This is a genomic window from Selenomonas sp. CM52 (assembly GCF_000292955.1).
In the GTDB taxonomy this organism is placed as follows: domain Bacteria; phylum Bacillota; class Negativicutes; order Selenomonadales; family Selenomonadaceae; genus Selenomonas.
In genome coordinates this window covers 83856-110041 of the sequence record NZ_ALNM01000033.1, presented here as the reverse complement: position 1 = coordinate 110041, position 26186 = coordinate 83856, and the positions used below count along the sequence as shown (strand labels likewise).

The 26186-nt window shown below is 58.5% G+C and carries 19 protein-coding genes; 3 read left to right on the top strand and 16 right to left on the bottom strand.

The annotated features are described in order from the left end of the window. Window positions 1-48 precede the first annotated feature (48 nt). The 4 genes from HMPREF1153_RS09115 to HMPREF1153_RS09100 form a co-directional block, all read right to left on the bottom strand. Window positions 49-348, bottom strand: coding sequence for a helix-turn-helix domain-containing protein (locus HMPREF1153_RS09115; protein ID WP_009646603.1), 300 nt, complete (start codon window positions 346-348; stop codon window positions 49-51). Next, window positions 317-709, bottom strand: a complete 393-nt coding sequence (locus HMPREF1153_RS09110) for a type II toxin-antitoxin system RelE/ParE family toxin (RefSeq protein WP_071530773.1) — start codon at window positions 707-709, stop codon at window positions 317-319. Before HMPREF1153_RS09110 ends, HMPREF1153_RS09115 begins: the two co-directional genes overlap by 32 nt. Window positions 710-815: 106 nt before the next feature. Then, window positions 816-1196, bottom strand: a complete 381-nt coding sequence (locus HMPREF1153_RS09105; protein ID WP_009646578.1) for a hypothetical protein — start codon at window positions 1194-1196, stop codon at window positions 816-818. Between the two features lie 85 nt (window positions 1197-1281). Then, window positions 1282-2673, bottom strand: coding sequence for an aspartate ammonia-lyase (locus HMPREF1153_RS09100; RefSeq protein WP_009646659.1), 1392 nt, complete (start codon window positions 2671-2673; stop codon window positions 1282-1284). 94 nt (window positions 2674-2767) lie between these two features. Between HMPREF1153_RS09100 and HMPREF1153_RS12780 the strand changes: the two genes are divergently transcribed. From HMPREF1153_RS12780 to amrS, 3 genes are all read left to right on the top strand, one after another. Beyond that, a complete protein-coding gene (locus HMPREF1153_RS12780) occupies window positions 2768-3100 on the top strand; it encodes a hypothetical protein (protein ID WP_232208266.1) in 333 nt (110 codons plus the stop codon). Between the two features lie 67 nt (window positions 3101-3167). Continuing rightward, the gene (gene amrA, locus HMPREF1153_RS09095) at window positions 3168-4553 is read left to right on the top strand and encodes an AmmeMemoRadiSam system protein A (protein ID WP_009646574.1); all 1386 of its coding nucleotides are present in this window, start codon (window positions 3168-3170) and stop codon (window positions 4551-4553) included. Beyond that, on the top strand, window positions 4550-5419 hold the full coding sequence (amrS, locus tag HMPREF1153_RS09090) for an AmmeMemoRadiSam system radical SAM enzyme (RefSeq protein WP_009646619.1): 870 nt from the start codon (window positions 4550-4552) through the stop codon (window positions 5417-5419). The genes amrA and amrS overlap by 4 nt, the downstream gene beginning before the upstream one ends. A 247-nt stretch (window positions 5420-5666) precedes the next feature. Here amrS and HMPREF1153_RS09085 read toward each other — a convergent pair whose 3' ends face one another. The 12 genes from HMPREF1153_RS09085 to HMPREF1153_RS09030 all read right to left on the bottom strand — a co-directional run bounded on the left by HMPREF1153_RS09085 (window position 5667) and on the right by HMPREF1153_RS09030 (window position 26183). Beyond that, complete coding sequence (locus tag HMPREF1153_RS09085) at window positions 5667-7892, bottom strand: alpha-galactosidase (protein ID WP_009646586.1); 2226 nt, start codon at window positions 7890-7892, stop codon at window positions 5667-5669. A gap of 49 nt (window positions 7893-7941) precedes the next feature. After that, window positions 7942-8961: a LacI family DNA-binding transcriptional regulator gene (locus tag HMPREF1153_RS09080; RefSeq protein ID WP_009646651.1), complete on the bottom strand. Its 1020-nt coding sequence runs from the start codon at window positions 8959-8961 to the stop codon at window positions 7942-7944. Window positions 8962-8994: 33 nt separating this feature from the next. Next, window positions 8995-10500 carry a UDP-glucose--hexose-1-phosphate uridylyltransferase gene (locus HMPREF1153_RS09075; protein ID WP_009646579.1) on the bottom strand — a complete coding sequence of 502 codons (1506 nt, stop codon included), beginning with the start codon at window positions 10498-10500 and terminating at the stop codon, window positions 8995-8997. A 17-nt stretch (window positions 10501-10517) separates the two neighbouring features. Further along, window positions 10518-11507, bottom strand: a complete 990-nt coding sequence (gene galE / locus HMPREF1153_RS09070; protein WP_006190744.1) for a UDP-glucose 4-epimerase GalE — start codon at window positions 11505-11507, stop codon at window positions 10518-10520. 24 nt (window positions 11508-11531) lie between these two features. Next, on the bottom strand, window positions 11532-12698 hold the full coding sequence (locus tag HMPREF1153_RS09065) for a galactokinase (protein ID WP_009646617.1): 1167 nt from the start codon (window positions 12696-12698) through the stop codon (window positions 11532-11534). Window positions 12699-13142: 444 nt separating this feature from the next. Further along, window positions 13143-16259, bottom strand: coding sequence for a glycoside hydrolase family 2 TIM barrel-domain containing protein (locus HMPREF1153_RS09060; RefSeq protein ID WP_009646613.1), 3117 nt, complete (start codon window positions 16257-16259; stop codon window positions 13143-13145). Between the two features lie 113 nt (window positions 16260-16372). Further along, complete coding sequence (locus tag HMPREF1153_RS09055) at window positions 16373-17794, bottom strand: glycoside-pentoside-hexuronide (GPH):cation symporter (RefSeq protein WP_009646663.1); 1422 nt, start codon at window positions 17792-17794, stop codon at window positions 16373-16375. 12 nt (window positions 17795-17806) lie between these two features. Then, window positions 17807-18412 carry a cytidylate kinase-like family protein gene (locus tag HMPREF1153_RS09050; RefSeq protein ID WP_009646647.1) on the bottom strand — a complete coding sequence of 202 codons (606 nt, stop codon included), beginning with the start codon at window positions 18410-18412 and terminating at the stop codon, window positions 17807-17809. Window positions 18413-18897: 485 nt separating this feature from the next. Then, entirely contained in the window at window positions 18898-20793 is a 1896-nt protein-coding gene (locus tag HMPREF1153_RS09045; RefSeq protein ID WP_232208264.1) for a polysaccharide deacetylase family protein, read from the bottom strand. 78 nt (window positions 20794-20871) lie between these two features. Then, a complete protein-coding gene (locus HMPREF1153_RS09040) occupies window positions 20872-21894 on the bottom strand; it encodes a glycosyl hydrolase family 18 protein (protein ID WP_009646640.1) in 1023 nt (340 codons plus the stop codon). A gap of 72 nt (window positions 21895-21966) precedes the next feature. Continuing rightward, the gene (locus tag HMPREF1153_RS09035) at window positions 21967-24258 is read right to left on the bottom strand and encodes a hypothetical protein (protein WP_009646665.1); all 2292 of its coding nucleotides are present in this window, start codon (window positions 24256-24258) and stop codon (window positions 21967-21969) included. Next, window positions 24255-26183 carry a glycosyltransferase gene (locus HMPREF1153_RS09030; protein ID WP_009646562.1) on the bottom strand — a complete coding sequence of 643 codons (1929 nt, stop codon included), beginning with the start codon at window positions 26181-26183 and terminating at the stop codon, window positions 24255-24257. Before HMPREF1153_RS09030 ends, HMPREF1153_RS09035 begins: the two co-directional genes overlap by 4 nt. Window positions 26184-26186 lie beyond the last annotated feature (3 nt).

Below are 26186 nucleotides of genomic sequence, written 5' to 3'. Positions count from 1 at the left end.
CGGGCTTGACTTCTTGGACTTTCATAGTAAAAAAGAAGCCATGGCGGCTCACATCTGAGCCGCCATGGCTTCTTTTGGAAATCGCGCAATCGTTCTCAAATACGACACCGCCGTAGCATCGAGCTGCCTGCGTCCCTGCTCCCAATTCTGCAAGGTTGCCAAAGGAATCCCGAAGGCTCGCGAGAACTCTTGTTGTGACATCGCCAGACGCTTTCTCACCACCTGAGGTTCTATGCGATATACGACGCTTTTTTTCAAGCCTTCCACGATACTGCCTTGCGCATCCAGCAGCGCCTCCTGCAAGCCTTCAAGAATTTCACTTGCCGCATCTGACATCATCGGCTCCATGCTGCTCCTCCTTCCTGTGAAAAACCGCTTTCATCTCTTCTACAATATCCCGCAATACTCTTTTCTCGTCTTCGGTTAAATCAACCTGGACATTTTTCGGATAGGCATACAACAGATAAATCGGCTGACTCTCATTATAGACATAGTAGATCACACGGACACCACCGCGTTTTCCTCTTCCAGAGCCCTGCCAGTGAATCTTCCGTATGCCGCCCGTTCCGGGAATCAGATTACCACTGTATGGATTCAGTCCGATATATATCTTGAACTCCATCTGAGTTTCTATATCCCATATTTTTTCAACTGCTCGTTGATATGGCATCGTTTCAACGAGCACTTGAGGAATCACTTCATTCTTCATATCTTTATTATACGTCAATGACGCATCTCATGCAATATTGCAATTCAAAAAATATCCCCTTTGTTTCTAGACTGCACCTTGTAGGCAAACAAAGGGGATACGATTTTCAGTTTCTGTTGTTCCTCAGCGTCTTCCACATGGTATCATAGACCGCCATGTAGTGTGCATATCTCTCTGGAACGCCGTCAAAATCTCCGCCGAGTCGGAAAAAGGCGCCGCCGTCGATCGACAGAAACACACCGCCTTCGCTCGCTTTGTACAAGTATTGCGCCGTGTTCAGCAGCTCATCGCCGTGCACGAACTTCACCATCCCGCGATAGCTGGTGGCATTGCCTGTCGGAATCCGCTCTTTCTCCAGGGTTTCCGTCACGACGTAGATGTCCTTGCCATCATAGGAGGTTGCCCAAATATCTTGGGCAAAGGTCTGCGGCATCCATAAAACTTGAGCGAACAAGGCAAAAACGACGGCCAGAAAAATCCGTTTCATGCAAACGCCTCCTTTACTGTACATCTCTCATATTATCGACACTTTCAGGCGACGGCATAAACCCACGGCCTTTCCCTATATTCCCTCACTCGTGCGTAATGCCCGGATGCGTCATCTGCTCGGGCGACATGATGTGGTCGAGCTGCTCTTTCGTCAAGAGCTGCTTCTCCAAGATGACCTCGCGAATCGGCCTGCCTGTCGTATAGGCTTCCTTCGCAAGAATCGCCGACTGCTCGTAGCCGATATGCGGCAGGAGCGCCGTGACGACGCCCACGCTTCGATCGACCCACTGCTGACACTGCTCGCGATTCGGTTCAAGGCCGATGAGCAGCTTGTCGACGAAGGTGCGCACGGCATTTGTCAGGTAGTTCATCGAGTTGAAAAGGTTGTACGCCATGATCGGCTCCATGACATTCAGCTCGAACTGCCCGTTCTCGACGCCGAACGATACGGCGAGATCGTTGCCGATGACCTGGTAGCATGCCTGGTCGAGTACCTCGGCGATGACGGGATTTACCTTGCCTGGCATGATGGAGGAGCCGGGCTGGCGCTTCGGCAAGTTCAGCTCGTTGAGCCCGCAGCGCGGTCCCGACGCCATGAGACGGAAGTCGTTCGCCATCTTGATGAGCACGAGCGCGGTGTTCTTGAGCGCGGACGACACGTCGACGAAGCCGTCCGTATTGTTCGTCGCGTCGATGATGTTCGTCGACGTCTCGAAATTCTCACCCGTAATCTCGCGCAGCTTGCGCGCGACCGCCTTGATGTAGGCAGGCTCGGCATTGAGTCCCGTGCCGACTGCCGTGCCGCCCATATTGATGAGGCGGACGCTGTCCATCGACCAGCCGACGCGCTTGATGCTGCGGCGCACGGCGGACGCATAGGAGCCCATTTCCTGCCCCAGAGTGATCGGCACGGCATCCTGCAGGTGCGTGCGCGCCATCTTCAGGATGTCCTTGTACTCCTCCGCCTTCTTTTCCAGCTCCGTCGCCAGATAGTCGAGCGCCACCGTCAGCTTGTGTCCCTTGTGCGTCAGACAGACCTTGATCGCCGTCGGAAAAGCGTCGTTCGTCGACTGCGCCATATTGGCATGATTGTTCGGCGAGATGATGTCATAGCTGCCCTTCGGCTCGCCGATGATTTCAAGCGCGCGATTCGACAAGACCTCGTTCATGTTCATGTTGACCGACGTACCCGCGCCGCCCTGAATCGGGTCGACGGGGAACTGGTCGATAAATTTGCCGTCGATGATCTCCTCCGCCGCCTCGACGAGCGCGTTGCCGATGCGCTTGTCGAGCCTTCCCGTCTCCATGTTCGCCTGTGCTGCCGCCTTCTTCACCTTGGCGAGCGCCTGAATGAAGTCAACGTCGAGCCGACTGCCCGTGATGCTGAAATTCTCTATGGCACGCAGCGTCTGCACACCGTAATACGCCTCATCCGGCACCTCAAGTTCGCCGAGAAAATCATGTTCCTTGCGCATTGCAATCCCGCCCTTTCCTTTTGTCCGAACCGTCTATCTCTTGTATACATTATACAACTTTTCTGTCACTTTGTCTTACGGAAACAGGAATATCGTGGAAATTATTTTCGATGCGTCCATAGGCGGGCGAACGCCGTCAGCTTTATCCTTCCGTCGCCTCGGCAAGCGCTGTGACACGACACCTAGAGCCGGAGCAGCGATTCCTATAATCTATACCCTCATTATATCCTTCTCAAAGTATACAATCAAACACATGCAAAAAGCGCAACATCAAGATGCACTGCGCTTTCTTGTTTTCGGACAGATTTGCTCATTTCTAAAAAACAGCACCATCCATACTAGTAAGGAAAGTTTTGCGCTAATTTATGCCGCAGCCGTTCCACGCCACGCCCCAAAAATCTTCTCCTCGAAAAATTCCTTCCCATGAAGGGCTTTTCCCTTGTCATATCGAATACATCTTTTAATGAACACCGCACTTCGAGGAGGTCTTACCCATGGCAATTCTAGCTGCTTATGCTGTGCCGCATCCGCCGATCATTCTGCCGGAAATCGGCAAGGGAGAGGAACGCAAGATTCAGCTGACGATAAACGCTTATGAACGGGCGATGAAGGAGGCGGCTTCCTTCGAGCCGGATACGGTCGTCGTCGCGAGTCCGCACGCCGTCATGTACGCCGACTATTTCCATATCTCGCCGGGCGACGAAGGCGCAGGAAGCTTCGCGCAGTTCGGCGCACCCGAGGTCGAAGTTCGCGCTGAGTACGACACGGCGTTCGCCAAGACGCTCGCGACCGTCGCAAGCGAAGCCGGACTCGATGCGGGGCCTTTGGGCGGACGCAATGCGGCGCTCGATCACGGCACGATGATCCCGCTGCGTTTCCTGCAGCCGCACACGGAAAACTTCCGTCTCGTGCGCGTCGGCCTTTCGGGGCTGACGCCGCTCGATCACTACCGCTTCGGCATGTGCATCGCACGCACCGCCGGGGAGCTTGACCGAAAGACCGTCTTCATCGCGAGCGGCGACCTCTCGCACAAGCTCACGCCCGACGGGCCTTACGGCTTCGCCGCCGAGGGACCACGTTTCGACAAGGCGTGCATGAAGTACCTCGAAGAAGGCACATTCCTGAAGCTTCTGCAGATGGATCCCGCACTCGCCAAGAAGGCGGCGGAGTGCGGCCTGCGCTCCTTCTGGATCATGGCGGGAGCGCTCGACTGCCAGGCGCTGAAGATCAAGAAGCTTTCTTACCAAGGGCCTTTTGGCGTCGGCTACGGGCTTCTTTCCTTCGTCGTCAAGCGCGAGGACTTGAAACGCAACTTCGGCATGCGCTATGAGATTGCCCAAAGACGCGCCCTCGACGACATCAAGGCGGCGGAAGACGCCTATGTGAAACTCGCGCGAGAGAGCGTGGAGAAATTCGTCGTGACGGGACAGTACGCGGCAATTCCCGACGATCTGCCCGAGGAAATGCAGGCGCGTGCGGGCGTCTTCGTATCGCTCAAGAAGGACGGCGAGCTCAGGGGCTGCATCGGCACCTTCCAGCCCACGCAGAAGGACATCGCCGAAGAAATCCTCTACAACGCCGTCTCCGCCGCCCTTCACGATCCGCGCTTCTCGCCGCTCAAAGAAGACGAACTGCCCGACATCGTCTACAGCGTCGACGTGCTAACAGAGCCTGAGCTGATCCACGATGCCGCGAAGGACCTTGACCCGAAGCGCTACGGCGTCATCGTCGAGGCGCGAGGCCGCAAGGGGCTTCTCCTGCCCGACCTCGAAGGCGTCGACACGGTCGAGGACCAGATCAAGATCGCGCGCAAGAAGGGCGGCATCGCCATCGACGACGATGTGCGCATCTGGCGCTTCGAAGTGGAGCGCCACCATTGAGCGCGGATAGCCGCACCGCAAAGACAGAGGGAGCAGACGAACGCATCGTCTGCTCCCTCTGTCCGCACCACTGCCGCCTCGCCGAGGGCGAAACGGGCTTCTGCCGCGCCCGCATGAATGAAGGCGGCACGATCCGCTGCCGGAACTACGGCAGGCTGACCTCCGTCGCCCTCGATCCCATCGAGAAGAAGCCGCTCTATCACTTCCACCCGGGAAGCTTCATCCTCTCCGTCGGCAGCTTCGGCTGCAACCTCCGCTGTCCCTTCTGCCAGAATTACACAATCTCCATGGCGGACGGGCAAAGCGAGACGCAGGACGTCACGCCCGCAGAGCTTGCCGCACTCGCCCATGACCTCAGCCGCCGCCCGCACGGCAATATCGGCGTCGCTTTCACCTACAACGAGCCGCTTCTAAGCTATGAGTTCATCATGGATGCCGCGCCACTACTGCACGAGGCCGGCCTCTTCGTCGTCCTCGTGACAAACGGCACGATCGCGCCTGCGCCCTTGGAAAAGCTCCTGCCCCACGTCGACGCCATGAACATCGACCTCAAGGGCTGGCAGCCGGACTTCTACCGCCGTCTCGGCGGCGACCTCGCTGCGGTCAAACATACGATCGCCCGCGCGGTAAAGAGCTGCCACGTCGAAGTCACGACGCTCATCATCCCCGGTCAGAACGACAGCGCAGGCGATATGGAAGAAGAGGCGCGCTGGCTCGCCTCGCTGCATCCCGACCTGCCGCTTCACATCAGCCGCTACTTCCCGCGCTGGCATGAGAATACTCCCGCGACGCCCATCGAGACGATCGAGCGGCTCGCTGCAATCGCGGGGAAGCATCTGCGATTCGTGCACAAGGGAAACTGCTGACAGAAACCACGGCGTATGCTCCCCGTCGTAATAACGGCTGCGCGGTGCTTCCAAGATACGGTGCAAAGCGATAACAGAATGAACCTCGCACAGCCGCTCGCCGACACGATCTTGGACACCAACTTTGTATATTATGTCCCGAGCATAGAGAATCCCTCCTGTTATAGTTTTTCTACAGCAGGAGGGATTTTTGTCCGTATTTTGGGGTGCAGTCCGGTTTCCCTCGCTGCCTTCCGGCAATACAAATCTATTCAACAGCCTTCAGCACATAAATGCGCGACTCAAAATCCACCGACAACCCGTTCTCCGCAATCGGTTCGCCCGCCGTGCCGTCCGTCGTAATAAGCCCGTAGTTCATCAGCTCATCGCCGTAGCAGCGCTCACCGCTGCGACGATTCTCATAGAGGACATCCGACAGGAGTCCCGCAAGCTTCACGCGCTCGAAGCGATAATTCACGCGGTTCAGCGTGCGATACCAGCCGACAATCGCCGTCTTCCGATCCGCACTCACGCTCATCCACGCCATAACATTATTTTCAAAGGGGCTTTGCAGGCGATAGAACGTCCCGTACTGGAAGATTTCCCGATACTCCTTCATAAAGGAAACCTGTTCTTTGACCTCTGCAATCTCCTCTTCCGTCAGTTTGTTCAAATCGAGCTCATAGCCGAACGTCCCGAAGTATGCGGTATTCGCACGCGTGTGCAGCGGCGTCATGCGATTCATCTGATGGTTCGGCACGACGGAGACATGGCTTCCCATGCTGCTCACAGGATAGCACATGGATGTGCCGTACTGGATCTTCTGGCGCTCGACGGCATCCGAATTGTCGCTCGTCCACGCCTGCGGCGCATAGTAAAGCATACCGGGGTCAAAGCGGCCGCCGCCCGAAGCGCAGGACTCGAAGAGCACATGCGGGAACTTCGCGGTCAGGCGTTCGTAGAGCTCGTAAAGGCCGAGGATATAGCGATGGAACACCTCGCCCTGCTGATCTGCGGGCAGCGTGTGCGACCAGCATTCCGTGATGCTGCGGTTCATGTCCCACTTCACATAGGAGACCTTGCCGCTCGCAAGAATCGCCTCCATCTGCTCATAGATATTGTCGACCACCTCTTTGCGCGAGAAGTCGAGCACGCACTGCGAGCGTCCGAGCGACTTGCGCCGCCCGGGCACGGAAAGCACCCAATCGGGATGCGCACGATAGAGGTCGGAGTCCTCGTTGACCATCTCAAGCTCAACCCAGATACCGAACTTCATGCCGCGCGCCTCAATCTTCTCCGCAAGTCCGTCGATGCCGTTCGGCAAACGATCGCGGTTGACCGTCCAATCGCCCAGTCCCGCATAGTCGGATGTGCGCGCACCGAACCAGCCGTCGTCGAGAACGAAGAGCTCGATGCCGCACTCCGCCGCCTTGTCCGCTATCTTGAGCAGCTTCTCCTCCGTAAAGTCAAAATACGTCGCTTCCCAGTTGTTGATGAGAATCGGGCGCACCTTGTCGCGCCACGGCCCGCGCGCCAACCGCTTCTGATAGAGACGGTGATACGTCTGACTCATGCCGTTGAGTCCCGCATCCGTCCAGACGAGAACCGCCTCGGGCGTCTGGAACTCTGCGCCCGGCACAAGTTTCCAGTCAAAATCCGTGCTGTGGATGCCCGCCTGCAGACGTGTTACGCCGTGGTTATCGACCTCGGCAAGCATCTCGAAATTCCCGCTATAGACGAGGCTCATCGCCAGCGCCTCGCCGCATGTTTCCGTCGTCCCACGGCGCAGGAGAGCTGCAAATGGATTGTACTGTCCCGAGGAATGCCCGCGGCGGCTGCCAATCGCCGTGATGCCCGTTGTGAGCGGACGAATCTCTATATGACGTTCGCGCGACCATGCCCCCGTCAGCTCCATCCAATCGTACTGCGTATCGGGCAAGTCAATCGACATGCTCATGACCTTCTGCAGATGCAGCACTTCCTTGCCCTCGTTGATGTAACGCACACTGCGTGCGATGGCACCACCCTCGGCAAATATGGTATAGAGAAGCTCGGCACGCAGTCCCGTCAATTCATCCTTCACCTCGACGATGAGCGTCTTTGCCTCCGTCTCCGCCTCCGCATACGTCGCGGGCAGCCCGGCAAGTTTCGGCTTGCCGTCCATGACACGATAGCCTGCATACTGCAGATCGAGGATACGGCTGCCGTTCTCCTGCAGAACGTTCAGCGCAGGGCGGCGGAAATCCGACGAGCCGTACGTCGGCAATTCCTGACGGATCGCGTCCAGCGAGTAGCTGCGCGTATCCGCAAAGACACATGCCGTCATGCCGCGGTGCACGCGCTCGAAGATGTGCTCGAAACCCTCACGGTCGCGGAGCGCCTTGCCGTAGTAGAGCGAACCCAGCCCGCCATGGGGCAGCACCATGAAGATGTAACTCACGGAATCGTTGAAGAGATGAAAAACCCTGCCCTGCTCATGATAAACGATGTTCATGCAATTTCCCCCTTCACTTGCAGCCTTTTTCATGCAAGTCCCCCGCATTTCAACTTTCTTCCACGCGAAACCCTGTCGTCCCGCGCTCAACCACAGTATTGGCAAGCACGACGTTCTCCGTCACGCCATCCTCGATCTTTGCCAGCATGAGGCGCGCCGCCTCCCGCCCGAGATCGCCCATGTGCTGGTCGACGGTCGTAAGGTTGGGCGCAGTATATCGGCTGAGTGCCGTATTGTCATAGCCGATCAACGAGATATCCTGCGGCACGCGCCGCCCCATGCGCTGACAGGCATTCAGCGCCCCCATCGCCATGAGATCGTTGCAGCAGAAGATTGCCGTCGGCGCAAACCCCAGCATCATGTCCATCAGGATGAACATCGTGTTCTCGACAGTCTCGATGCGATTTCCCTCGCCGATATTGACAATATCCGCTTCATGGAATGTCCCGCGCTCTTGCATGACGGAACGGTAGACCTTCTCCTTGATGCGGTAAGAATCGCTGTTTTCCCCCTGCACGAAGAGGATGCGCTCGTGCCCGTAGTGAAAGAGATGCTCAAGCGCCGCCCGCGCCCCGCTGCTCTGATCGCTCGTCACGTATGATATACCCGCAACCTCCCGCGCACTGTTGACAAAGACCAGAGGCAGGCGCGCCGCCGTATTCTCGTAGAAGTCCGACACAACCATCTCCGTATTCGGACTGACAACGATGACGCCCGAAACATTGCGTGTGATGAAATCCCGCACGCACTCTTCCTCACGCGCCGCATCGTTCTGTGCACACGCGAGGAGCAGGGAGTACGAGCTCTGCCGCAGATGCTCCTCGATTCCGTCGAGCACCTCGACAAAGAACATATTGTCAAAGCTCGGTACGACGACGCCGATGCTCGATGAGCGCTGCATGTTCAGCTCACGTGCCTGCAAATTCGGCACATACTCCAGTTTCTTGATGGCATCCTCCACCTTGAGCCGTGTCTTTTCACGCACGGGATAATTTCCGTTCACCACGCGCGAGACCGTCGCCACCGAAACGCCGGATTCCTTTGCCACATCGATGATCGTCGCCTTCATCTCATTCTCCTCTGCTCCCTCATACTCCCGATTTCAAACGTCCTTTATCCTGTCGATCCAGCGATCGAACGCCGCCATCCCCGCCGCATCGCGCTTGAAAACGCCCGCGTGCGTGAGCACCCGTAAAAACACGGCGCCGATCTCATCGCGCAGGATTTCATCTGCATCCGCCTCCGTCACTGCGGGATGCGACGCGCGTACCGAGCGATACCAGTCCGCGTGCTTTTCAATGTCCGCGATGCCGGAGATGTCCTCCGTTCCCTTCAAGAGTTCCGTGCGCACCTGTTCCATCTCTGATTTAAGCCGCGCGGGCAAGATTGCCAGCCCCAGCACCTCGATCAGGCCGATGTTCTCCTTCTTGATGTGGTGCACATCGGCATGCGGATGGAACAACCCGAGCGGATGCTCCTCCGTCGTGCGATTGTTGCGGAAGACGAGATCGAACTCAAAATCCTTGCCGCGCCGCCGCGCAATCGGCGTGATCGTGTTGTGCGGCGCATCCGTCTCCGCCAGAATCTCCACCGAAGCGTCGCTGTATGTGCGCCACGCGGCGAGAATCTTCGTTGCAAGGTCGATGAGCGCTCCCTTGTCGGATGACGTGAGGCGCAGGGTCGACATCGGCCATTTCACGCGCCCCGCGCGGATATTCGGATAGTTCGCAAAGCGGTATTCCTGCTCCACCGCCGCGCGTTCCATGGCAAACGTATAGCGCCCGCCCTGATAGTGGTCGTGCGAGAGGATCGAGCCGCCGACGATCGGCAGATCAGCATTCGAGCCCGCGAAATAATGCGGAAAAATCTCAAGAAACGCTGCAAGATTTTCAAACGTTTCGCGCGAGATCGCCATCGGCACATGCTCGTTGTTCAGCACAATGCAGTGTTCGTTGTAGTAGGTGTAGGGCGAATACTGCAAAAACCACGAACGCCCCGCAAGATCGAGCGGAATGAGGCGATGCGTCTCGCGCGCAGGGTGATTCACGCGCCCCGCGTAGCCCTCGTTCTCGCGGCAGAGCAGACATTTCGGATAGGCGGAAGACCGCGCGAGTTTTGCCTTTGCGATGTCGCGCGGATCCTTCTCCGGCTTCGAGAGATTGATCGTCACATCGAGAGCGCCGTACTCCGTCGCCGCCTGCCATGCAATGTTCTTGTCGATGCGCGCCTTGCGGATGTAGTTCGAGGCGATGCTCAGGTCATAATAGTAATCCGTCGCCTCACGCGGCGATGTTGCATAAAGGGCGCGAAACTGACGCACGACCTCGGACGGACGCGGCATCACGCAGTCCATGATGCGCGTATCAAAGAGATCGCGCTCATCCGTCGTGCCCTCGATCAGCCCCTTCCCCGCCGCATAGTCGAGCATGCGCTCCAAGATGGGCGTCGCCGTCTCCAGTGTTTCATCCACCTGCTCCGGAACATATTCTTCCACACCGAGCACGTCGAGCAAACGATTCGCGGCATAGACTTCATCCTCCGGCGCAATCAGCCCCTTCTGACGGGCAAAGTGCAGGAGGCGGCATATTTCATGCTGCATATCACACATGATAACCCCTCCTGCACCTAGTCCTCATAGCCATGCGGATGATGTTCATGCCAGCGCCACGCCGTGCCGATGACCTGCTCCACATCCGTGAACTGCGGTTTCCAGCCGAGCACGGAGCGCGCCTTCTCGCTGGACGCGATGAGCTGCGCCGGGTCGCCTGCGCGCCGTGCGCCGATTTCCACCTTGATGGAGCGTCCCGTCGCCTTTTCCGCTGCCGCAATCATCTCCTTGACCGAGAAGCCCTGTCCGTTGCCGAGGTTGAAGATGTCGCTCGCACCGCCCTTTCGCAGGTATTCGAGCGCAAGCACATGGGCGTCCGCGAGATCGACAACGTGGATGTAGTCGCGCAGGCACGTTCCATCCGGCGTCGGATAGTCGTCTCCGAACACCGTGATATGGTCGCGCCGCCCCGTCGGTACTTGCAGGATGAGCGGAATGAGATGCGTCTCCGTCGCGTGATCCTCGCCGATCGAGCCGTCCGGCAAAGCCCCCGCCGCATTGAAGTAGCGCAGAGACACATAGCGCACGCCGTTGGCGCGGCTCACCCACTTCATCATCTTCTCCATCGTGAGCTTCGTCTCGCCATATGTGTTCGTCGGGCATGTTTCATCGTCCTCGTGGATCGGCACGCGCTTCGGCTCGCCGTAGACCGCTGCCGTCGAGGAGAATACGATCTTGTCGACGCCATGGCGCACCATCGCCTCAAGGAGCACCTGCATCCCGTAGACATTGTTGTTGAAGTAGAGCAGTGGCTTTTCCATGCTCTCGCCGACGAGAGAATTCGCCGCAAAGTGGATGACCGCCTCGACCTTGTTTTCAGTAAAAATCTTGTCGAGAACCGAAGCGTCGCGAATGTCGCCCTCGTAAAACTTCGCCTTCGGGTTCAGTGCGCCGCGATGCCCCGTCTGCAAATTGTCGACAATGACAACCTGCTCGCCCTTTTCGATGAGCGCGTGCACGGCATGAGAGCCAATGTAGCCCGCGCCTCCGCATACCAATATCGCCATGAGAGTTCTCCTTTCGCTCCGCTCTTACAGACGGTGTGCGCCGTCCGCAATATTCGCCACATAGAAGCTCGGCGCATAGCCAATCTTCGCCGTATATGCCTCTGCAACATTCTTCTCAAATGCAGGAATTGCCTCGTCGCGCACGATGCTGACCGTGCAGCCCGCAAAGCCGCCTCCCGTCATGCGCGAGCCGAGCACTCCCTCCTGCTGCCACGCGAGTTCCGCGAGCGCATCCAGCTCGGGCCCCGTCACCTCGTAATCGTCGCGCAGGGAAACGTGGGAATCGTTCATCAGTGCGCCAAACCGCTTCACATCATTCTGCTCAAGCGCCTCCACTGCCTCCAGTGTGCGGCGGTTCTCGTAAACCGCGTGGCGTGCGCGTCTGCGCTCGACCTCATCCTCGATGACGGCGGCATTCTCATCGAACTCTGCATTCGTCAGCTCGCCGAGCGTTTTGATCGCCTTGACCTTCTGCAGAGCTTTCAGCGCCGCCTCGCTCTGCATGCGCCGCTCGTTGTACGCAGAAGAAACGAGGCTGTGCGCCTTGTTCGTGTTTGTGATGACGATGCTGCAGCCCTTGAGGTCGAGCTTGCTGTAGCGGTACTCAAGTGTATTGCAGTCGAGCAGGATCGCGCAGTCCTTCTTGCCCATGCCGACGGCAAACTGATCCATGATGCCGCAGTTCATGCCAACGAATTCATTCTCCGCCTTTTGCGCGAGCTTTACAATCTCCACCATGTCGATGCCGAGTCCAAGCTCATCGTTCAGAATGACCCCCATCAAGACCTCGATGGAAGCGGAAGAAGAAAGCCCCGCGCCGTTGGGCAGCGTCCCATAGACGAGGATGTCGAAACCGTGCGCTGCAGGATGTCCCGCATCCTCCATCATGCGCACGACGCCGATGGGATAGTTGGCCCAGCCATAGGCCGCGCTCTTTACCGCGCCGCGCATGGGGAACTCCACCACGCCCTGCTCCTCTGCATTCATCGAGTAGAGGCGCGACACATCGTCCGCACGCGGCGCAGCGAGCGCATACGTGCCGAGCGAGATCGCACACGGAAAGACGTGCCCGCCGTTGTAGTCCGTATGCTCGCCGATGAGATTCACACGTCCCGGTGAGAAATACGCATGCGTTTCAGCCGCACCGAATTTCTCACGAAATACTTTTTTCATCTCATCCAAGATTGCCATTGGCTCCTCCTCCATGTATCTTCATTTGTCCGTCTATATTTTGGCTCGTATGAAAGTAAACGTTTTCTTTTCCCGCTTCCTATTTTATCCTCTTTCGCAAAGAAACGCAAGCGTTTTTGTGAGATTTTCATAGGGAAACGCTGATAAAATGAAGTCGCCCAGATTTGCGCAGATGCGCTGGTTCTATGGCGGTCAACGTCAACCAATCATGCGGCGCACTTCGCGCTTGCATTCTTGGGACGTTTTCGCATACGAGCCGTTGCCCAATCGCCTGCGTCCTTCGGACTTGGCTTTTGGACGGCTCAGCAAGGAGACAAACCGCAGGCGTAGCGGTGCTACGTTGAGGATTTGTCGACGACGAGAGGACAGTGCAGATGCGTGAAGATGGGTGGCTGAATTTATCAGTGATTCCATAGGTTCAGCAAAAGACGGATGCCCCCGCCATCAAATCCCCTTTATCGTGAACGAGAGCCTTCTCTTCCCATCCGGATAGGTATACTCCGTAAGCACGGGGGCGCCCCAGCTGTCGTCGCCGCCCACGCCGCACATGCCCGCCGACGCACGCAGATATGTATGCTGCGGACGCGGCAAATCGTACGCATGGCGCGCATTCTCCAGTTCGTGCGGACTGTACGGGAGCGCCGATGCCTCAAACGGCACATCTGCCGCAAGACGGATTCCGTGACCGCCATGATCCGTGACCTCGATCCAGCGCACGCCGCAGTGATTGCCCGTCTCCTGCGGACGCAGATACGGCTCGACCTCGTCCGCCGTCGTGCTCTCGTAGACGCCGAGACGTGCGCCGCAGCAGCGGTCAATGTAGTTTTCCTTCGGCCCATAGCCATAGAAGCGAATGCGGTCATAGTCCGCATCTAGCGTAAAGATCATGGCAAAGTCGGGCATCTCGGGCATCCCCGCCGTCTCATACTCCATCGTGACGCCAACTTCCCCGCTCGCCTCCACTGTATAGACGACCATACACGCGGCAGCGGGCTCCGTGGCAAACGCATAAGTAAAGCGCACGGTGACGCGCTTGGCGCGCCGTTCATCGCGTCTGCCGAAGAAACCGCTCACCGTCTCGAAATCTTCGCCGTCCACACTGTACTCGATGCGCGTGCAGCGGCGGTAGAGGCTCGCGAGCTTCCACTGCGCCGTGTCCGCCATGCGTCCGCTGCCGTAGTCATTGTCGATCGGCGCACGCCAGAAGCTCGGCTGCGGCAGCTCCTCGATCAGCTCACGTCCGCCATGGCGATAAGAGACGAGATTGCCCTGCGCGCTTGAGAACATGAGGGAAAATCCTTTCCCCTGCACGCCGAGGTTGATATCTCCCTGCACCACGCGCAGGCTGCCCGACGCTTCCAGCGGCATATAAGCAGGAGCGGCGACGCCAAAGCCAAGGACATCCAAAAGGCGCGTTCCTGCATCCTCAGGCGGCACGACGACCGCTTGCCCGAAGGCGATCTCATGGCCTGCAGGCGCCCATATTTCCTCCTCTTTGACAAGGAGCGATGCCGTCAGCACATACTCGCCTTCGCCTGCGTAAGGCAGCCTATTCTTGATGAAGCGTGTTTCTCCTGGCGGCACATCATGCTCCCCTGCATACGCCTGCCAGATCTCGCGCCCCTCAAGGAGGAGCGAGAGCCACAAATCATAGTCGCCCGCATCCGAAAAGAGGCTCTTATTCTCGATCTCCACACCTTCCCATGAAGGACGGAGCGTGAAATTCTGATAGTTGTACTTCACCTCCTGCAGCTTTGCCGTCGGACGACGATCGGCAAAGAAGATGCCGTTGCCGCTGAAGTTGTAGTCCGACGGACGATCGCCGAAGTCGCCGCCGTAGAGGAATACATCCTCGCCATAACGCCCGCGCCTACGGATCGCCTGATCGCCGAAATCCCAGATGAATCCGCCCTGATACAGAGGCTCGCGTTCCGTCAGCTCCGTATACTTGTGCATGCCGCCGCAGCTGTTGCCCATCGCATGTGTATACTCGCAGCAAATGAACGGCTTGTCTCGGTGCTCCTTGAGAAACGCCTCGATGTCCGCCGCCTTCGTATACATCTGGCTCTCCATATCGCTCGTCGCCGGATAGCTGCGATCCCAGAAAATCCCCTCGTAGTGCACGAGGCGCGTGGGATCGACGCGGCGGAAGTACTCGCTCATCTCATAGATGATGCGGCCGCCGCAGGACTCGTTGCCGCACGACCAGATGAGGATGCACGGATGATTCTTGTCGCGCTCGTACATCGACTGCGCGCGGTCGAGCACGGCGGGCAGCCACTCCTCGCGGTCGCCGGGAACGGTATGCGCGTCCTTCGCACACGCCCCGTTCTTCATCCATGAGCCGTGCGTCTCAAGGTTCGTCTCATCGATCACATAAAAGCCATAAATATCTGCCAGCTCGTAGAGACGACTGCTGTTCGGATAGTGCGACGTACGAATCGCATTGACGTTCGCACGCTTCAGCGCGATGAGATCCTGCTCGAAGAGCTCAGGATCCATCGCCCTCCCATGGTCAGAGTCAAACTCGTGACGATTGACTCCCTTGAACACGATGCGCTCGCCGTTGATCTGCATGACTCCGTCCCGGATGCAGAACTCACGGAAACCGACGCGCACGCGCACGATCTCCTGCAAAGCACCCGCCGCATCATGCACGCGGATCATAAGATGGTAGAGCCATGGGTGTTCCGCGCTCCAAAGAAGCACGCAGGCAGCCTCCATCGAGCACGCATGGGTCGTTGCCGTGACGACCGCCTCTTCCCCCTCTACACAATCTCCTTCCGAATCGCAGAGCAGGATCTCGACATGCTTTTCTGACGCATCGTTGAACGCAAGACGCACATCAAGCTTTCCGTGCGTATAGCCATCCCGCTCAAGCGGCACGGCACGAACGGCAACATCCTCAATGTGATGCTGCGGTTTCGTGTAGAGCAGGACGTCGCGATAAATTCCCGAGAATCGCCAGAAGTCCTGATCCTCGAGCCAGCTCGCACTCGTATAGCGGAATACCATCGCCGCCAGCTTGTTCTCCCCCGTCACGAGATACGGCGTCAGGTCGAAGTCTGCAGGCGTGCAGCTGTCTTCACTGTAACCGACGAAATGACCGTTGAGGAAGAGTGCGAGCGCCGCATCCACGCCGCCAAAGGAGATATAGACGCGCTCCCAATCCTCGGGCACGGCAAAATACTTCACATAGCAGCCGACGGGATTATCGCGCACGGGAATCTCGCCCGGCACGATGCTCTCATGCCCGTCCCACGGGTACGTCGTATTCGTGTAATGCGGCGCTCCGTGCCCCTCCATCTGGATATGCGCCGGCACACGGATCGTCTCCCAATCGCGGCAGTCATAATCCGCCGCCTCGAATCCCTGCGGGATGTGCTCGGTGTTCCGCGCATAGGCGAAATGCCAAATGCCGTCGAGCGTGCGGTAAAATGAGGACACGCCGCGCGCAAGCTCCGCTTCGTCGCGATAGAATACGTGGTCGCTGTGCGCAGGCAGACGGTTCTCTGCGAAGTAGCACGGATCTCTCAATTTCTCAAAGTCGAATGCAGCCATGTGAAACCTCCGATCTTGTAAAGGAAGCACGGATAAATGCAACCACCCGTCTTATCAGCGCTTCCGAAAGAAAGCGGCCGCCGCCGACCGCTTTCCCATCTCCTAAAATAGAATCACTTGTTCATTTCATCCCATTTCTCTTCGAGTTCTTCCACGATGCGCGCGTGCTCCGCCTCCGTGAGCGTCACCTTCGCGCGATAGAGAATCGTGCCGAGCAGAATGAGGGCAAACGGCGCAGCGAACATCACGAGCTTGAAGTGAAAGAGATTCTCCGGAGCAATCGTCTCCGCTGTCGCACCGCTCGTCATGCCGACCCAGATTGCGGTAAGGCCGATCATGCCGCTCGCAATAGCACCTGCGAGCTTGTCCACCAGCGGACGCACGCAGAGGACAAGCGCCTCGTCGCGATGTCCGAGCTTCAGCTGCCCGTACTCGACCGCGTCCGTAATCGTCATGAGCACGACGAGGAAGATCAGCGGCTGCGGCAGGGAGAACAGACCTGCGGCAAAGAGCGTCATAATGACGTTCGTGCCCGCCATCGCGTAGAGCACGATGCCGAGGAGCATGACGGCAACCGAAGCGAAGAAGAGCTTGCGGCGGCTGAACTTCTCCGTCAGCGTCGGGAAGAGTGCCACGGCGAGCAGACCGATGATAACGTTGATGACACCGAGGAAGGAGAACTGCTTCGCATCCCCGAGCACGTAGATGAAGTAATACAGGTTGAAATTGTTGATGACATTCTGACCGAGAACGAAGACAAGGTACGCAATCGCAATCCAGAGGAGCTGATCATTCTTGATGAGCACGGAGAACACATCTTTGAATGAAGTCTCCGTCTTGTTCTCGCGCAATGCGGAATCCTCTTCCTTCGTGCCAAGGCCGAGGATGATCGCCCCGAGAGTCGCGATGCCGCCGCCGATGACGGCAAACGCAAACCAACCGCTCGAGTCACCGGCGCCGCCATTCTCGTTCAGCGAGAAATAGAGGACGACGGGCATGACGATCGCCGTCACCAACTGACCGCCGAACACCGAGCCGATACGCGCATAAGTCGCTGTCACCTCACGCTCATGCGAGTCAAACGAGAGAGCGGGAATCATCGACCAGATCGCAACATCTTTTGCCGAGTAGAACACATCCATGATGAGATAGAGCAGCGCGAAGAGGACGAGGTAGAGCATTGGATTCGACACCGTCAGCCCGCCCATATCCGTAAAGAGGATCGCAAGGGAAATTGCAGCAACAAACGCGCCCACAATCACCCACGGCTTGAACTTGCCCCAGCGCGTCTTCGTCTTGTCAATCGTATTGCCGATGAACGGATCGAGGAAGAGCTCGCCCACGCGCAAGACGAGGATGATTGTCGTCACAATGCCGATCATATAAGCATCGTGTTCGTGGTTTTCGGAGTGAAACAGATTGCTCGTGACAAAGATCATGAAGTACGTCGCGAGCATGGCATAGAACACATCATGTCCGAAAGTGCCGCAGGAATACGCAATACGCGGCCAGAATTTGCTCTTTTTGTCCGACATGGGAAGCCCTCCTCAGCCTTTGACCGTGCGGATGTAGGCGATGATGCCGTCCGCAATCTTTCCGAGCGGTTCTTTACTCGTATTCACAACGAGATCATAGTGCGTTCCGTCGCCCCACTTGCGCCCCGTATAGTAGTCATAGTAGCGCGCGCGTTTCTCGTTCTCGCGATTCAGCTCCTTGAGCGTCTTGCCCTCGTAGACCGTGCGCCCGCGCTCCTCGCGGTAGTCGTCGTCCGCACAAACGAAGACGGAAAATACATCGTCGCGCTTTCGGAGCGCATAGTCCGCGCAGCGTCCGAGGAAGATGCAGGGACCGTCGGCGGCGAGCTTGCGCACAACGTTCGACTCCGCCATAAACATCCCCTGGCTCGACTCCCCCATCGCCATGCCGAATGAGTGAAACGGGATGAAGCGCGAGGACAGCGGCTTCACTGTATTCTCAAACTCAAGCAGCTCCTTCTCATTCAGATCGTTGATGCCGAGCTTCGCCGCGGCAAGATGCACGATCTGACGATCGTAGAGATGGACGCCCAACTTCTCCGCGAGCAGCCCGGCAAGCTCCCGTCCGCCGCAGCCATATTGGCGGCTGATGGTGAGAATGAATTTCTTCTCCTCCATGTGACTTCCTCCTTCATCATGGGGAAACGACTATGCGTCTCCCGTAAACAAACCTTGAAAATAATAGGAGTGGGAAATATAGTAAACGTTTTCTTTCTTACGTTTTCTATTATACTCTATGGATTTTAAAAAAGCAAACGTTTTCTTTTTGAAACACAAAACTTTTTCCTCTATAAGAATACGGCCGTTCCTGATGATATACGATGGAGGCGAACGACTCAACAACGCGACAGAACGACGGATCGCCGCAATACCCGTACAGCAGATGCTTTGCCTGCAGCCCGAAGGACGCGGACGGATTCCCCATGCTTCCGTAAGACGTGAGGCCATAAATTGACACAGGCAACACCGAAGATCGTCCTGACTTCCTCTAAAAAGCAATCATAATGAAAAAAGACGCGCCGCCGACAAAAGGGCTGCGCGTCTTTTGTACCTCAATGAAGCACAGAGAAAATAGAGGGTACTCTGAATCAATCAGCGTTTCCTTAAACTGGACTGATCGTCTTCTCCTTCGCCAGCGGAATCTGCTTCATCCTCTGGTCGTAGTCTGCCGTCAGGTAATCTCCGAGGAGGGCGACCTTGAACTTTCCCGGGTGATCGTCGGGCAGGAGGTCGTTCGCCGTCAGCAGCATGTCGAGCGCGGGCGCCGTGCGCATGGAGGTCGCGCTCATATGCATGACGAGGATCGCGCCGCGCTTCACCGAGCCGTCGTCTTCGTGCGTCAGGCGATGCAGGATGCCAACGAGCGATTCCATCGAGACAGCGTTGTAGTCCTCCGTGCTGCCGCTGCCGTTGACGATGTAATCGAAGCCGTTATGCAAGATGCTCGCGACGCCCGTGCGGCTCACGGCGAGCGTCGGCGGGCGCAGGATGCGCGTCAAGGCGTATCTTCCTGACGGCAGGCGCATATCTCCCATAGTCAGCGCAAGCTTTTCGTAGGAGGAGCGCACGTCGAGTTCGTACGTCTCCTCGTCCATGATGGCCTTGTTCCTGCCACCCTTGTCCTGCACGCACATGGGAGTGTGCGTGTCCGTATGACTGCCTACCTCGTTGCCATTCGCCACGATGGCACGCACGAGGTTCGGATTGTTGTGGATGTTCTTCGTGATGATGAAGAACGTGCCATGCACGCGATGCTTGTTCAAGACGGCGAGCAGATGGTTGATGGAATCGTCGCTGCCCCAGTCGTCAAAGGTGAAGAACACGGTTCGCGCGGGCGCCGTCTTGACGATGCCCGTCCTGTCGGCTCGACGCATCTCTATGCGCGAAAAGCCGAGCATGCGATCCGTCTCGCCGACTTCGGGCGCACCGACGTAGCGCTTGTAGAACTCCTGCGAAAACGCGCTGCCCTTGAGCTTCTCCTTGCGGATGTACGGGCGGATTTCCTCGGGCAATGTCGCCAAATCGACGAGATATGTATAAAGAGCCGATGTATCGCCGAGAACATCGAGGACAGATGTGCAGGCATAGCCCGAGGCCGCCCGCTCCCGCTCTCGCTCCTCGGGCAGGGCGTGCGTCACATAGGCGATGTTGTCGACCTTCTCCCGCTTCAAGGTGCGCAGAAGCTCGACAGCAAGCGACGATCGCGTATAGTAGTCCGTGCGCATGTAGATGATCTCGCCGCGATTGAACGACGTCGTCCAGCGTCCGAAGAGATCGGGCATGACTTCTGCGGGCGACTGCGCGTCCTTGTGCTTCGACTGCACGGCGTTGAAGCCCTGTCCGACGAGGATGCAGCCCATCGCCGAAACGGCCTCGCCGATCGCCGGCTCGTCCGCGCCCGACATCTGGCGCACGACATTCGTTTCCTGACCGTAGACTCGAAGCCCTTCGCGGATGCGCTCGATCTGCGCACAATAGTCGTCGAAGCCCGCGCCCTCCTCGGGACGCAGGCCGATGCCTAGTTCCTGTCCGTATGCGCGAATCAGCTCGATATTCCTCCGATTCCTCGAAAGCTCGCGCTCCGTGACAAAGAAGGTGCCGCGCATCCCCTCTGCCTTCATTTCCTCCAATATTTCAAGAAGCGGCGCTTCCTTCGACAAACCGCCAAACGTGAAGATGACGGCGGGCTTCGTGCTGCAGATAAAGCGCTGTTTCTCGGCGATATGCCCGCGATTCTTCCTGCGCAGCGCGGCATAGGCGCTCTCCTCAGCGCTCTCCGCGGTGCTCTCCTGCATCGTCTGTCCGCGCAAGCCTTGCGCTTCTTCCGCCTCGTCCGGCAATTCCAAAGCTCTCCCCGCCTCTTCCTGCCGCGCAGAAGCTTCCGTGCCCGCGAGCGCCGCGAGTCTTGACGCTTCGAAGGCGGCAGCGGCATCGGCTCTTTCAGCCGCAGGCGCGGCGGCTGCCGCGGTGCTGCAAAGGGCGACGACCAAGAAGGCCATGGCGCAGAGAGCACCCTTCTTCCCTTTTCTTTTCTTTATCTTCCCATCGCGCATGACTTTCCCATCTCTTCCTTTCCTCTACTCGCATCGTACATCGGCGAGGGTTTCGCTGCCGCCGAGCCGCCAGAGGCTCACCGCCTCGACGCCGTTCTCCGCCGCGAGCGTGATCCATGCGTTCAGCGTCTCTGCATCCGCATACCAGACTTCCCCATCGTGCCCGTCCGCCGAGAATGTGAAGTGAAGCGCCGCGCTCTCGGCATCGCGCTCGGGCGTCCTGCCGTGCTTCTTCGCCAAGGCGGCCGCCTCCTTCTCCGTGAGGAAACGCGCCTCGCCCTTCTTGAGTCCGAAGAAGCCGTAATCCTGCCACAGGCAGCCGCCCGTCGCAAAGGCCGCCGCTTTCCTTCCGGGCAGGGCTTCCATCTTCTTCAGCGTCTTTTCGATGAAGTCGCGGTCCGCCTTCGGGCCCGGGCCGCTATGCTTGCCATGGAGGTTGTAGAACATCACGACGTACTCGGCTTCTGCGGGAAGCCCCTCAAAAGACATCGACGGTTCGAGCACGGCGCGAAGCTTCAGGCCGCGCTCTTTCGTGACCTCGGCGAGCTTCTGAAGGAAGGCGCGGTAGCGCGTCATGATCTCTTCGTCCTTGCGGAAGTTCTCGTAGTCGAGTTCCACGCCCTCCATGCCGAACTTCTCTGCCGTCTCCGCCATCCGAAGCGCCTCTTTTTCGATTCCCTCGTCCGTCGCGAGCAGGCGGCGCAGAAGTTCCCTGTCCTTTTCCACATGCTTTTTCCCTAGGATGTCATTCGTGAAGCTCAAGTACCGCTCGACCTTGCGAATGCTGTAGGCGTTTACGAGCGCCTGCACCTCCTGCGGCACATAAAGCTCGTCCTTCTCGTCGTAACAAGCGGCGAAGAGGACGACCTTAGAGAGCTTGCCGCGCATCGCGCGATAGTCGGCGTCGCCGGCCGCCGCATCCCAGCGAACGTGCCAGGAGGAAAGCTCCACGGGCGCGTGCGGCGCACTCTGCAGCGACTCCGCCTGTGCGCATCCCCCGAGGGAAAGCCCCGCGGCAAGAAACAGTCCCAACATCCACCAACGCATAAAAACAGCCCCTCCTGTACACCACATAGGGCGCGCAAGCTTCTCTCACGCGCCCTCTCTGCCTCATGCAAATCATACATATTCAAGGAACCAGCGCAGGACAGCGTCCCAGATTTCCCCTGCCCTGTGCTTCGCCTTTTCCCATCCCTTGTATTCGCTCGTGTAAAGGACGCGCTCCTCCTTGCTCTCGTGCCCCGTTTCCGTCAGGACACGCACCTTCTTGAAGACGCCGTCGTAAACGTCGTCGGCGAGATTGCGCTGACTCCATGCCTCACCCTGCCAGGAAGCGCCGAGGAAGACTGCGCCGCGCTCCGTGCGGGAGACGGCGAGATCCTCAGGGCCCGTATGACCGTCCACATCGACGCTCAGGCGGTCACCCGAAAGATGAATCACGAGCCTGCACTTGCCGCGGCGATGGAAGCTCTCGCTTCCCTCGTAGGGAGCGGCGCCGTCCTCGACGGCAGCGGCGTACGCCTCGCGAACCGCATTCGCGCGTCCCATGTACTCGTTGGCTGCGGCGGGCGATGGCGCATAGCGCGCGAAAGCCTCGTTTTCGGCGATTTTCGCCTCCTTGCGCACCTCCTCGACAGAAAGGATCTTTTCGCCGAGAATCACGGGCAGCTTTTCCCGGTAAAGCTCGCGTTTCGCGCCGCCCACGATTTCTGTCACAACGAGTTGGTCGTTGACGAGTGTGACGCAGACGGCGTCCGAAAGATCGGCGGAGCTTCTGAGGAAGATCTGCTGCGAGCCGAAGGCGTTGCCCTCAAGCTCCGCTTCCAAGCGGAGGTCGCGCAGATTTTCGACGTCCGCGAGGCGGGCGAGTGCCTTGCCTTCAGGCAGCGTCGTCAAGATCAGCGTCTCCTCGCGGGCTTCGAGCGCCCCTTCCTTTAGCTCCCAGGCGCGGCGTCCTTCCTCGCGCCCCTCGACGAAGGAGAGGGCGCCGTCCGTATCGTAGTTGATGCGCATGAGCAGGTGGTTGATCGGCCAATAGGGCTGCGGCTGCATGCGCGTGAGATCGTAGAGGCTGCTCGTGCGCTTGTTGAGCACGAAGCCCTCGCGGTTGAAGTTCATCGGGAAGGAATCGCGAATCTCGCGCTCGTTGACGGCGCTGACGCGCGGATTATTGCCGAAGCGTCCCGTATTCGCGTGCATGAGCACATGCGCCTTGGGCACATAGCCGAGTTCCTCACCGTAGATGTCGCGAAGACGCGCGTAGTCGTAGGCGACGCGCCGCTCCATCTGGCGCTCGCTCTCCGTCGGCACGCCGTCCTTGTCGCGGATGTAGTCCATCAAGTAGTGGTTGTAGCGGCGGCCAAGACAGCCGCGCACCATATCAAAGCGCAGCGGGTCAAGCTCGCCGAGAAAGTCGTCATAACGGTCGAAAACATTGATGTAGGCGAGGCGATAGCCGTTCGTTCCCATCTCCCAGAATGTCGAGTTTTCCATCTCGTGCAAGTCATTGGGACTCAGGAACTTCGTGTCCTTCTTGGCAAATTTCTCGGGATACGTCATCATCGTCGCCTTGAAGTTCAAATCCTCCATGATCTCCTGCGCGAAGATTGCCGTGTCGCGCCGCCCATCCTCAAACATGAGGAAGAGCGAGCGCTCGGGCAGCTTCTTTCCCTCGCGGTAGTAGTCGAGGACGTCCTGCTGCGAGATGGTCACATAGCCTTGGCTCTTGAGCTCGGCGAGATGGCGGCGCAGCTCTTCCTTGCCGATGAGCGTCGATGTATCGCCGTTTCGGTCGACGCCGAAGTAGGAGAGGGCGATGAAGCCCTTGTCTTGTGCGCCCGCCGCTGCAGCAGCCGCAGGGTCGTACGTCTTGAGTGTGAAAAAAAGCTCCATGAGCACGAAGAGCGCGGCGGCAATGCAGACGAACTCCATGGCGGTGCGCACCTTCTTGCGGCGGTTCTTGCGCCGTGTGAAGGCAGCGTCCGCAAGTGCGGGCTGCGCTTTCGGACGCTTGTTCTGCACTTTCGGCTGCTGCGTCGCTGGCGGTTGTTGCTGCGCCGGCTGCTGCGCTTGCAGCTGCTGCGGCGACACTGGCGGCTGCGGCGCTTTCGGCGCGGACTGTACTGCCGGCGGCTGTTCCTGCGCTTGCGGCGGCGCGGGCTGTATCGGCGGCTGCACCTGCGGCGACGCAGCAAACGGTACGACGGGAACCCACTGCGGACGTCCCTGCGCATCGGTCACACACATCAGAAACGACACACCCTGCACGTTCGGCATGCCGCTCTGTGTATTCGGCAGCGTACCCTGGACATCCGGCGAGGTGGCAAAGTCCTCTGCTGCCTTTTGCACCTGCCGCTCCTGTGCCTGCGACAATCCCTGCTTCAATCGCACAAATACACGTTTCTTCTTCATGCTGCCCTCTCCGCCGCCTTGTCGAGTATGACGCGGCCGTCCTTCTCCTTGTTCTTTTTCTTATTCAGCGCAGCGATGTCGGCGAGCGTCATGCGCGTACCCCACGTCGTCTTCCAGAATGTGACCCATGCGACGGGCATCTGCCACAGGAGCACAGCTTCATAGTAGATGCAGAACCACATGGCATAGATCCATGTCGTACTGCGTCGAATAAGAAGCTGCGCCATACTCATGAGGAGCGCCATCATCAGCATGCCGACGACGAAGCTCACGGGGAAGACCCGATGCATGATCGGTACGTAGAGGAGGTTGTAGATGACGACGACGGGTGCGGCGATGGGCACGAGAACGCCCATGTAGAAGCCGAGCGACATGAAAGGCTCCTTCTTCCACATGAAGCGGCTCGCGATCAGTGACTCGCGCAGCCAAGAGCGCTTCCAGCGCATCTGCTGACGCAAAAACACGGAATAGGAGCGCGGCACGATCGTCATGCAGACGGCGGAATCCTGATATGTCGTGCGATTGTGGCGCAGGATGAAGTTCGTCATGCTGCGGTCGTCGCCAAATGTCGCCTTCTGTCCGAGAAAGCGCTGGTTGAGCCACGCGTCCATGTATTTCAAAACGAGATCCTTGCGGTAGCAGGACAGAGGCCCCGAGAGGCACGTCGCCGCATCGAAGTAGCCTTCCGCCGCCTTCATGACGCGGAAGGCGATGGAGTAGCGCACCGCCTGCATCTTCGTCAGGGCGTTCGTGTACGTGTTCGCGACGTCCGTGCGCCCCGATACGCCGCCCATCTCCTCGTCCTTGAACGGCTGCACGATGTTGCGGATGGCGAAGGGATCGAGGAAGCTGTCCGAATCCACGAAGACGAGCAGCTCGTGCTTCGCCTCCTTCGCGCCGCGTGCCATGGCGTCGCGCTTGCCCAGATTCTGCGGCTGCTGCAGGAAGCGGATGCGCTCGGAGACGCGGTAGGCACTGTCATTCGTATCTGCCGCCTTCAGCTCGGCGATCATCTCCTGCACGCGCTCGGCGGATCGGTCGTTGGAACAGTCGTCGACGACGATGACTTCGAGCTTGTCCACGGGATAGTCCTGATTGATGCAGCTGTGGATCGTGCGCTGAATCCATTCCTCCTCATCGAAGCACGGAATGATGATCGTCACGCCGGGCGTATAGCCGGGATCGATGGGCACGGGGCGGTAGAACATCGCAAACAGGTAACGCGTCAGAAGGAACGTCGCGGCAATAATGCTGTAGAGATACAGCCAGCGGTTGAACTTGAAATAGATGACGGATTCAGCTCGCATGAGCACGATGATGAGCGTGATGACAGCGAGGAAGAAGATCGCCAGCGTGAACATGTAGCCCTGCCTGCGTGCGGCGGCGTACTGAGCGAGCGACTTCTTGAACTCGATGCCGTAGAGCTTTTCCTCCTGCCCGAAGCTGCGCACGACCGTCGCCGGCAGCTTCTTCACCTTCATCTCGTAGCCCTCGGGCATCGTGCCTGGCTCGATCTCGAAGGTCAGCTTCACCTCGCCCGAAAGCTCCGCTCCGCACGCATCCTCTTCCAGCCGCACGAGGATGCCCGTCGTCGAGATGTCCACGGCGCGCGCCGCAAGCGTCCCCGCCGCCCCCTCGATCTTCACGGGATAATCGACGAGGTAGCGCTGCCCGTTCTTCGCATCCTGCTCATAGAGAACGTAGTCATCGGACTCCATGGCGGCGGACGCGCCGCGCCGGCTGCGGTTGCTGCGATGTCCCGTCGCATCCGGCACATGCGAGAGCAGACGGCGGTCCTCCTTCACCGTGTAGAGAACCTCGTCTTCTTGAGCCGCGCCTGTCGCCCGATTCACCCTTGCGCCGCGCTCGGCAGCATCCATATCTTTTCCAGCGCCGTCTGCGGACGCATATCCCTCGTTTGCCATTTC

Coding starts and splice junctions, on each gene's coding strand:
- HMPREF1153_RS09115 (WP_009646603.1), bottom strand. CDS start 348: ATGGAGCCGATGATGTCAGATGCGGCAAGTGAAATTCTTGAAGGCTTG.
- HMPREF1153_RS09110 (WP_071530773.1), bottom strand. CDS start 709: ATGAAGAATGAAGTGATTCCTCAAGTGCTCGTTGAAACGATGCCATAT.
- HMPREF1153_RS09105 (WP_009646578.1), bottom strand. CDS start 1,196: ATGAAACGGATTTTTCTGGCCGTCGTTTTTGCCTTGTTCGCTCAAGTT.
- HMPREF1153_RS09100 (WP_009646659.1), bottom strand. CDS start 2,673: ATGCGCAAGGAACATGATTTTCTCGGCGAACTTGAGGTGCCGGATGAG.
- amrA (WP_009646574.1), top strand. CDS start 3,168: ATGGCAATTCTAGCTGCTTATGCTGTGCCGCATCCGCCGATCATTCTG.
- HMPREF1153_RS09085 (WP_009646586.1), bottom strand. CDS start 7,892: ATGAACATCGTTTATCATGAGCAGGGCAGGGTTTTTCATCTCTTCAAC.
- HMPREF1153_RS09080 (WP_009646651.1), bottom strand. CDS start 8,961: ATGAAGGCGACGATCATCGATGTGGCAAAGGAATCCGGCGTTTCGGTG.
- HMPREF1153_RS09075 (WP_009646579.1), bottom strand. CDS start 10,500: ATGTGTGATATGCAGCATGAAATATGCCGCCTCCTGCACTTTGCCCGT.
- galE (WP_006190744.1), bottom strand. CDS start 11,507: ATGGCGATATTGGTATGCGGAGGCGCGGGCTACATTGGCTCTCATGCC.
- HMPREF1153_RS09065 (WP_009646617.1), bottom strand. CDS start 12,698: ATGGCAATCTTGGATGAGATGAAAAAAGTATTTCGTGAGAAATTCGGT.
- HMPREF1153_RS09060 (WP_009646613.1), bottom strand. CDS start 16,259: ATGGCTGCATTCGACTTTGAGAAATTGAGAGATCCGTGCTACTTCGCA.
- HMPREF1153_RS09055 (WP_009646663.1), bottom strand. CDS start 17,794: ATGTCGGACAAAAAGAGCAAATTCTGGCCGCGTATTGCGTATTCCTGC.
- HMPREF1153_RS09050 (WP_009646647.1), bottom strand. CDS start 18,412: ATGGAGGAGAAGAAATTCATTCTCACCATCAGCCGCCAATATGGCTGC.
- HMPREF1153_RS09045 (WP_232208264.1), bottom strand. CDS start 20,793: ATGGCCTTCTTGGTCGTCGCCCTTTGCAGCACCGCGGCAGCCGCCGCG.
- HMPREF1153_RS09040 (WP_009646640.1), bottom strand. CDS start 21,894: ATGCGTTGGTGGATGTTGGGACTGTTTCTTGCCGCGGGGCTTTCCCTC.
- HMPREF1153_RS09035 (WP_009646665.1), bottom strand. CDS start 24,258: ATGAAGAAGAAACGTGTATTTGTGCGATTGAAGCAGGGATTGTCGCAG.
- HMPREF1153_RS09030 (WP_009646562.1), bottom strand. CDS start 26,183: ATGGCAAACGAGGGATATGCGTCCGCAGACGGCGCTGGAAAAGATATG.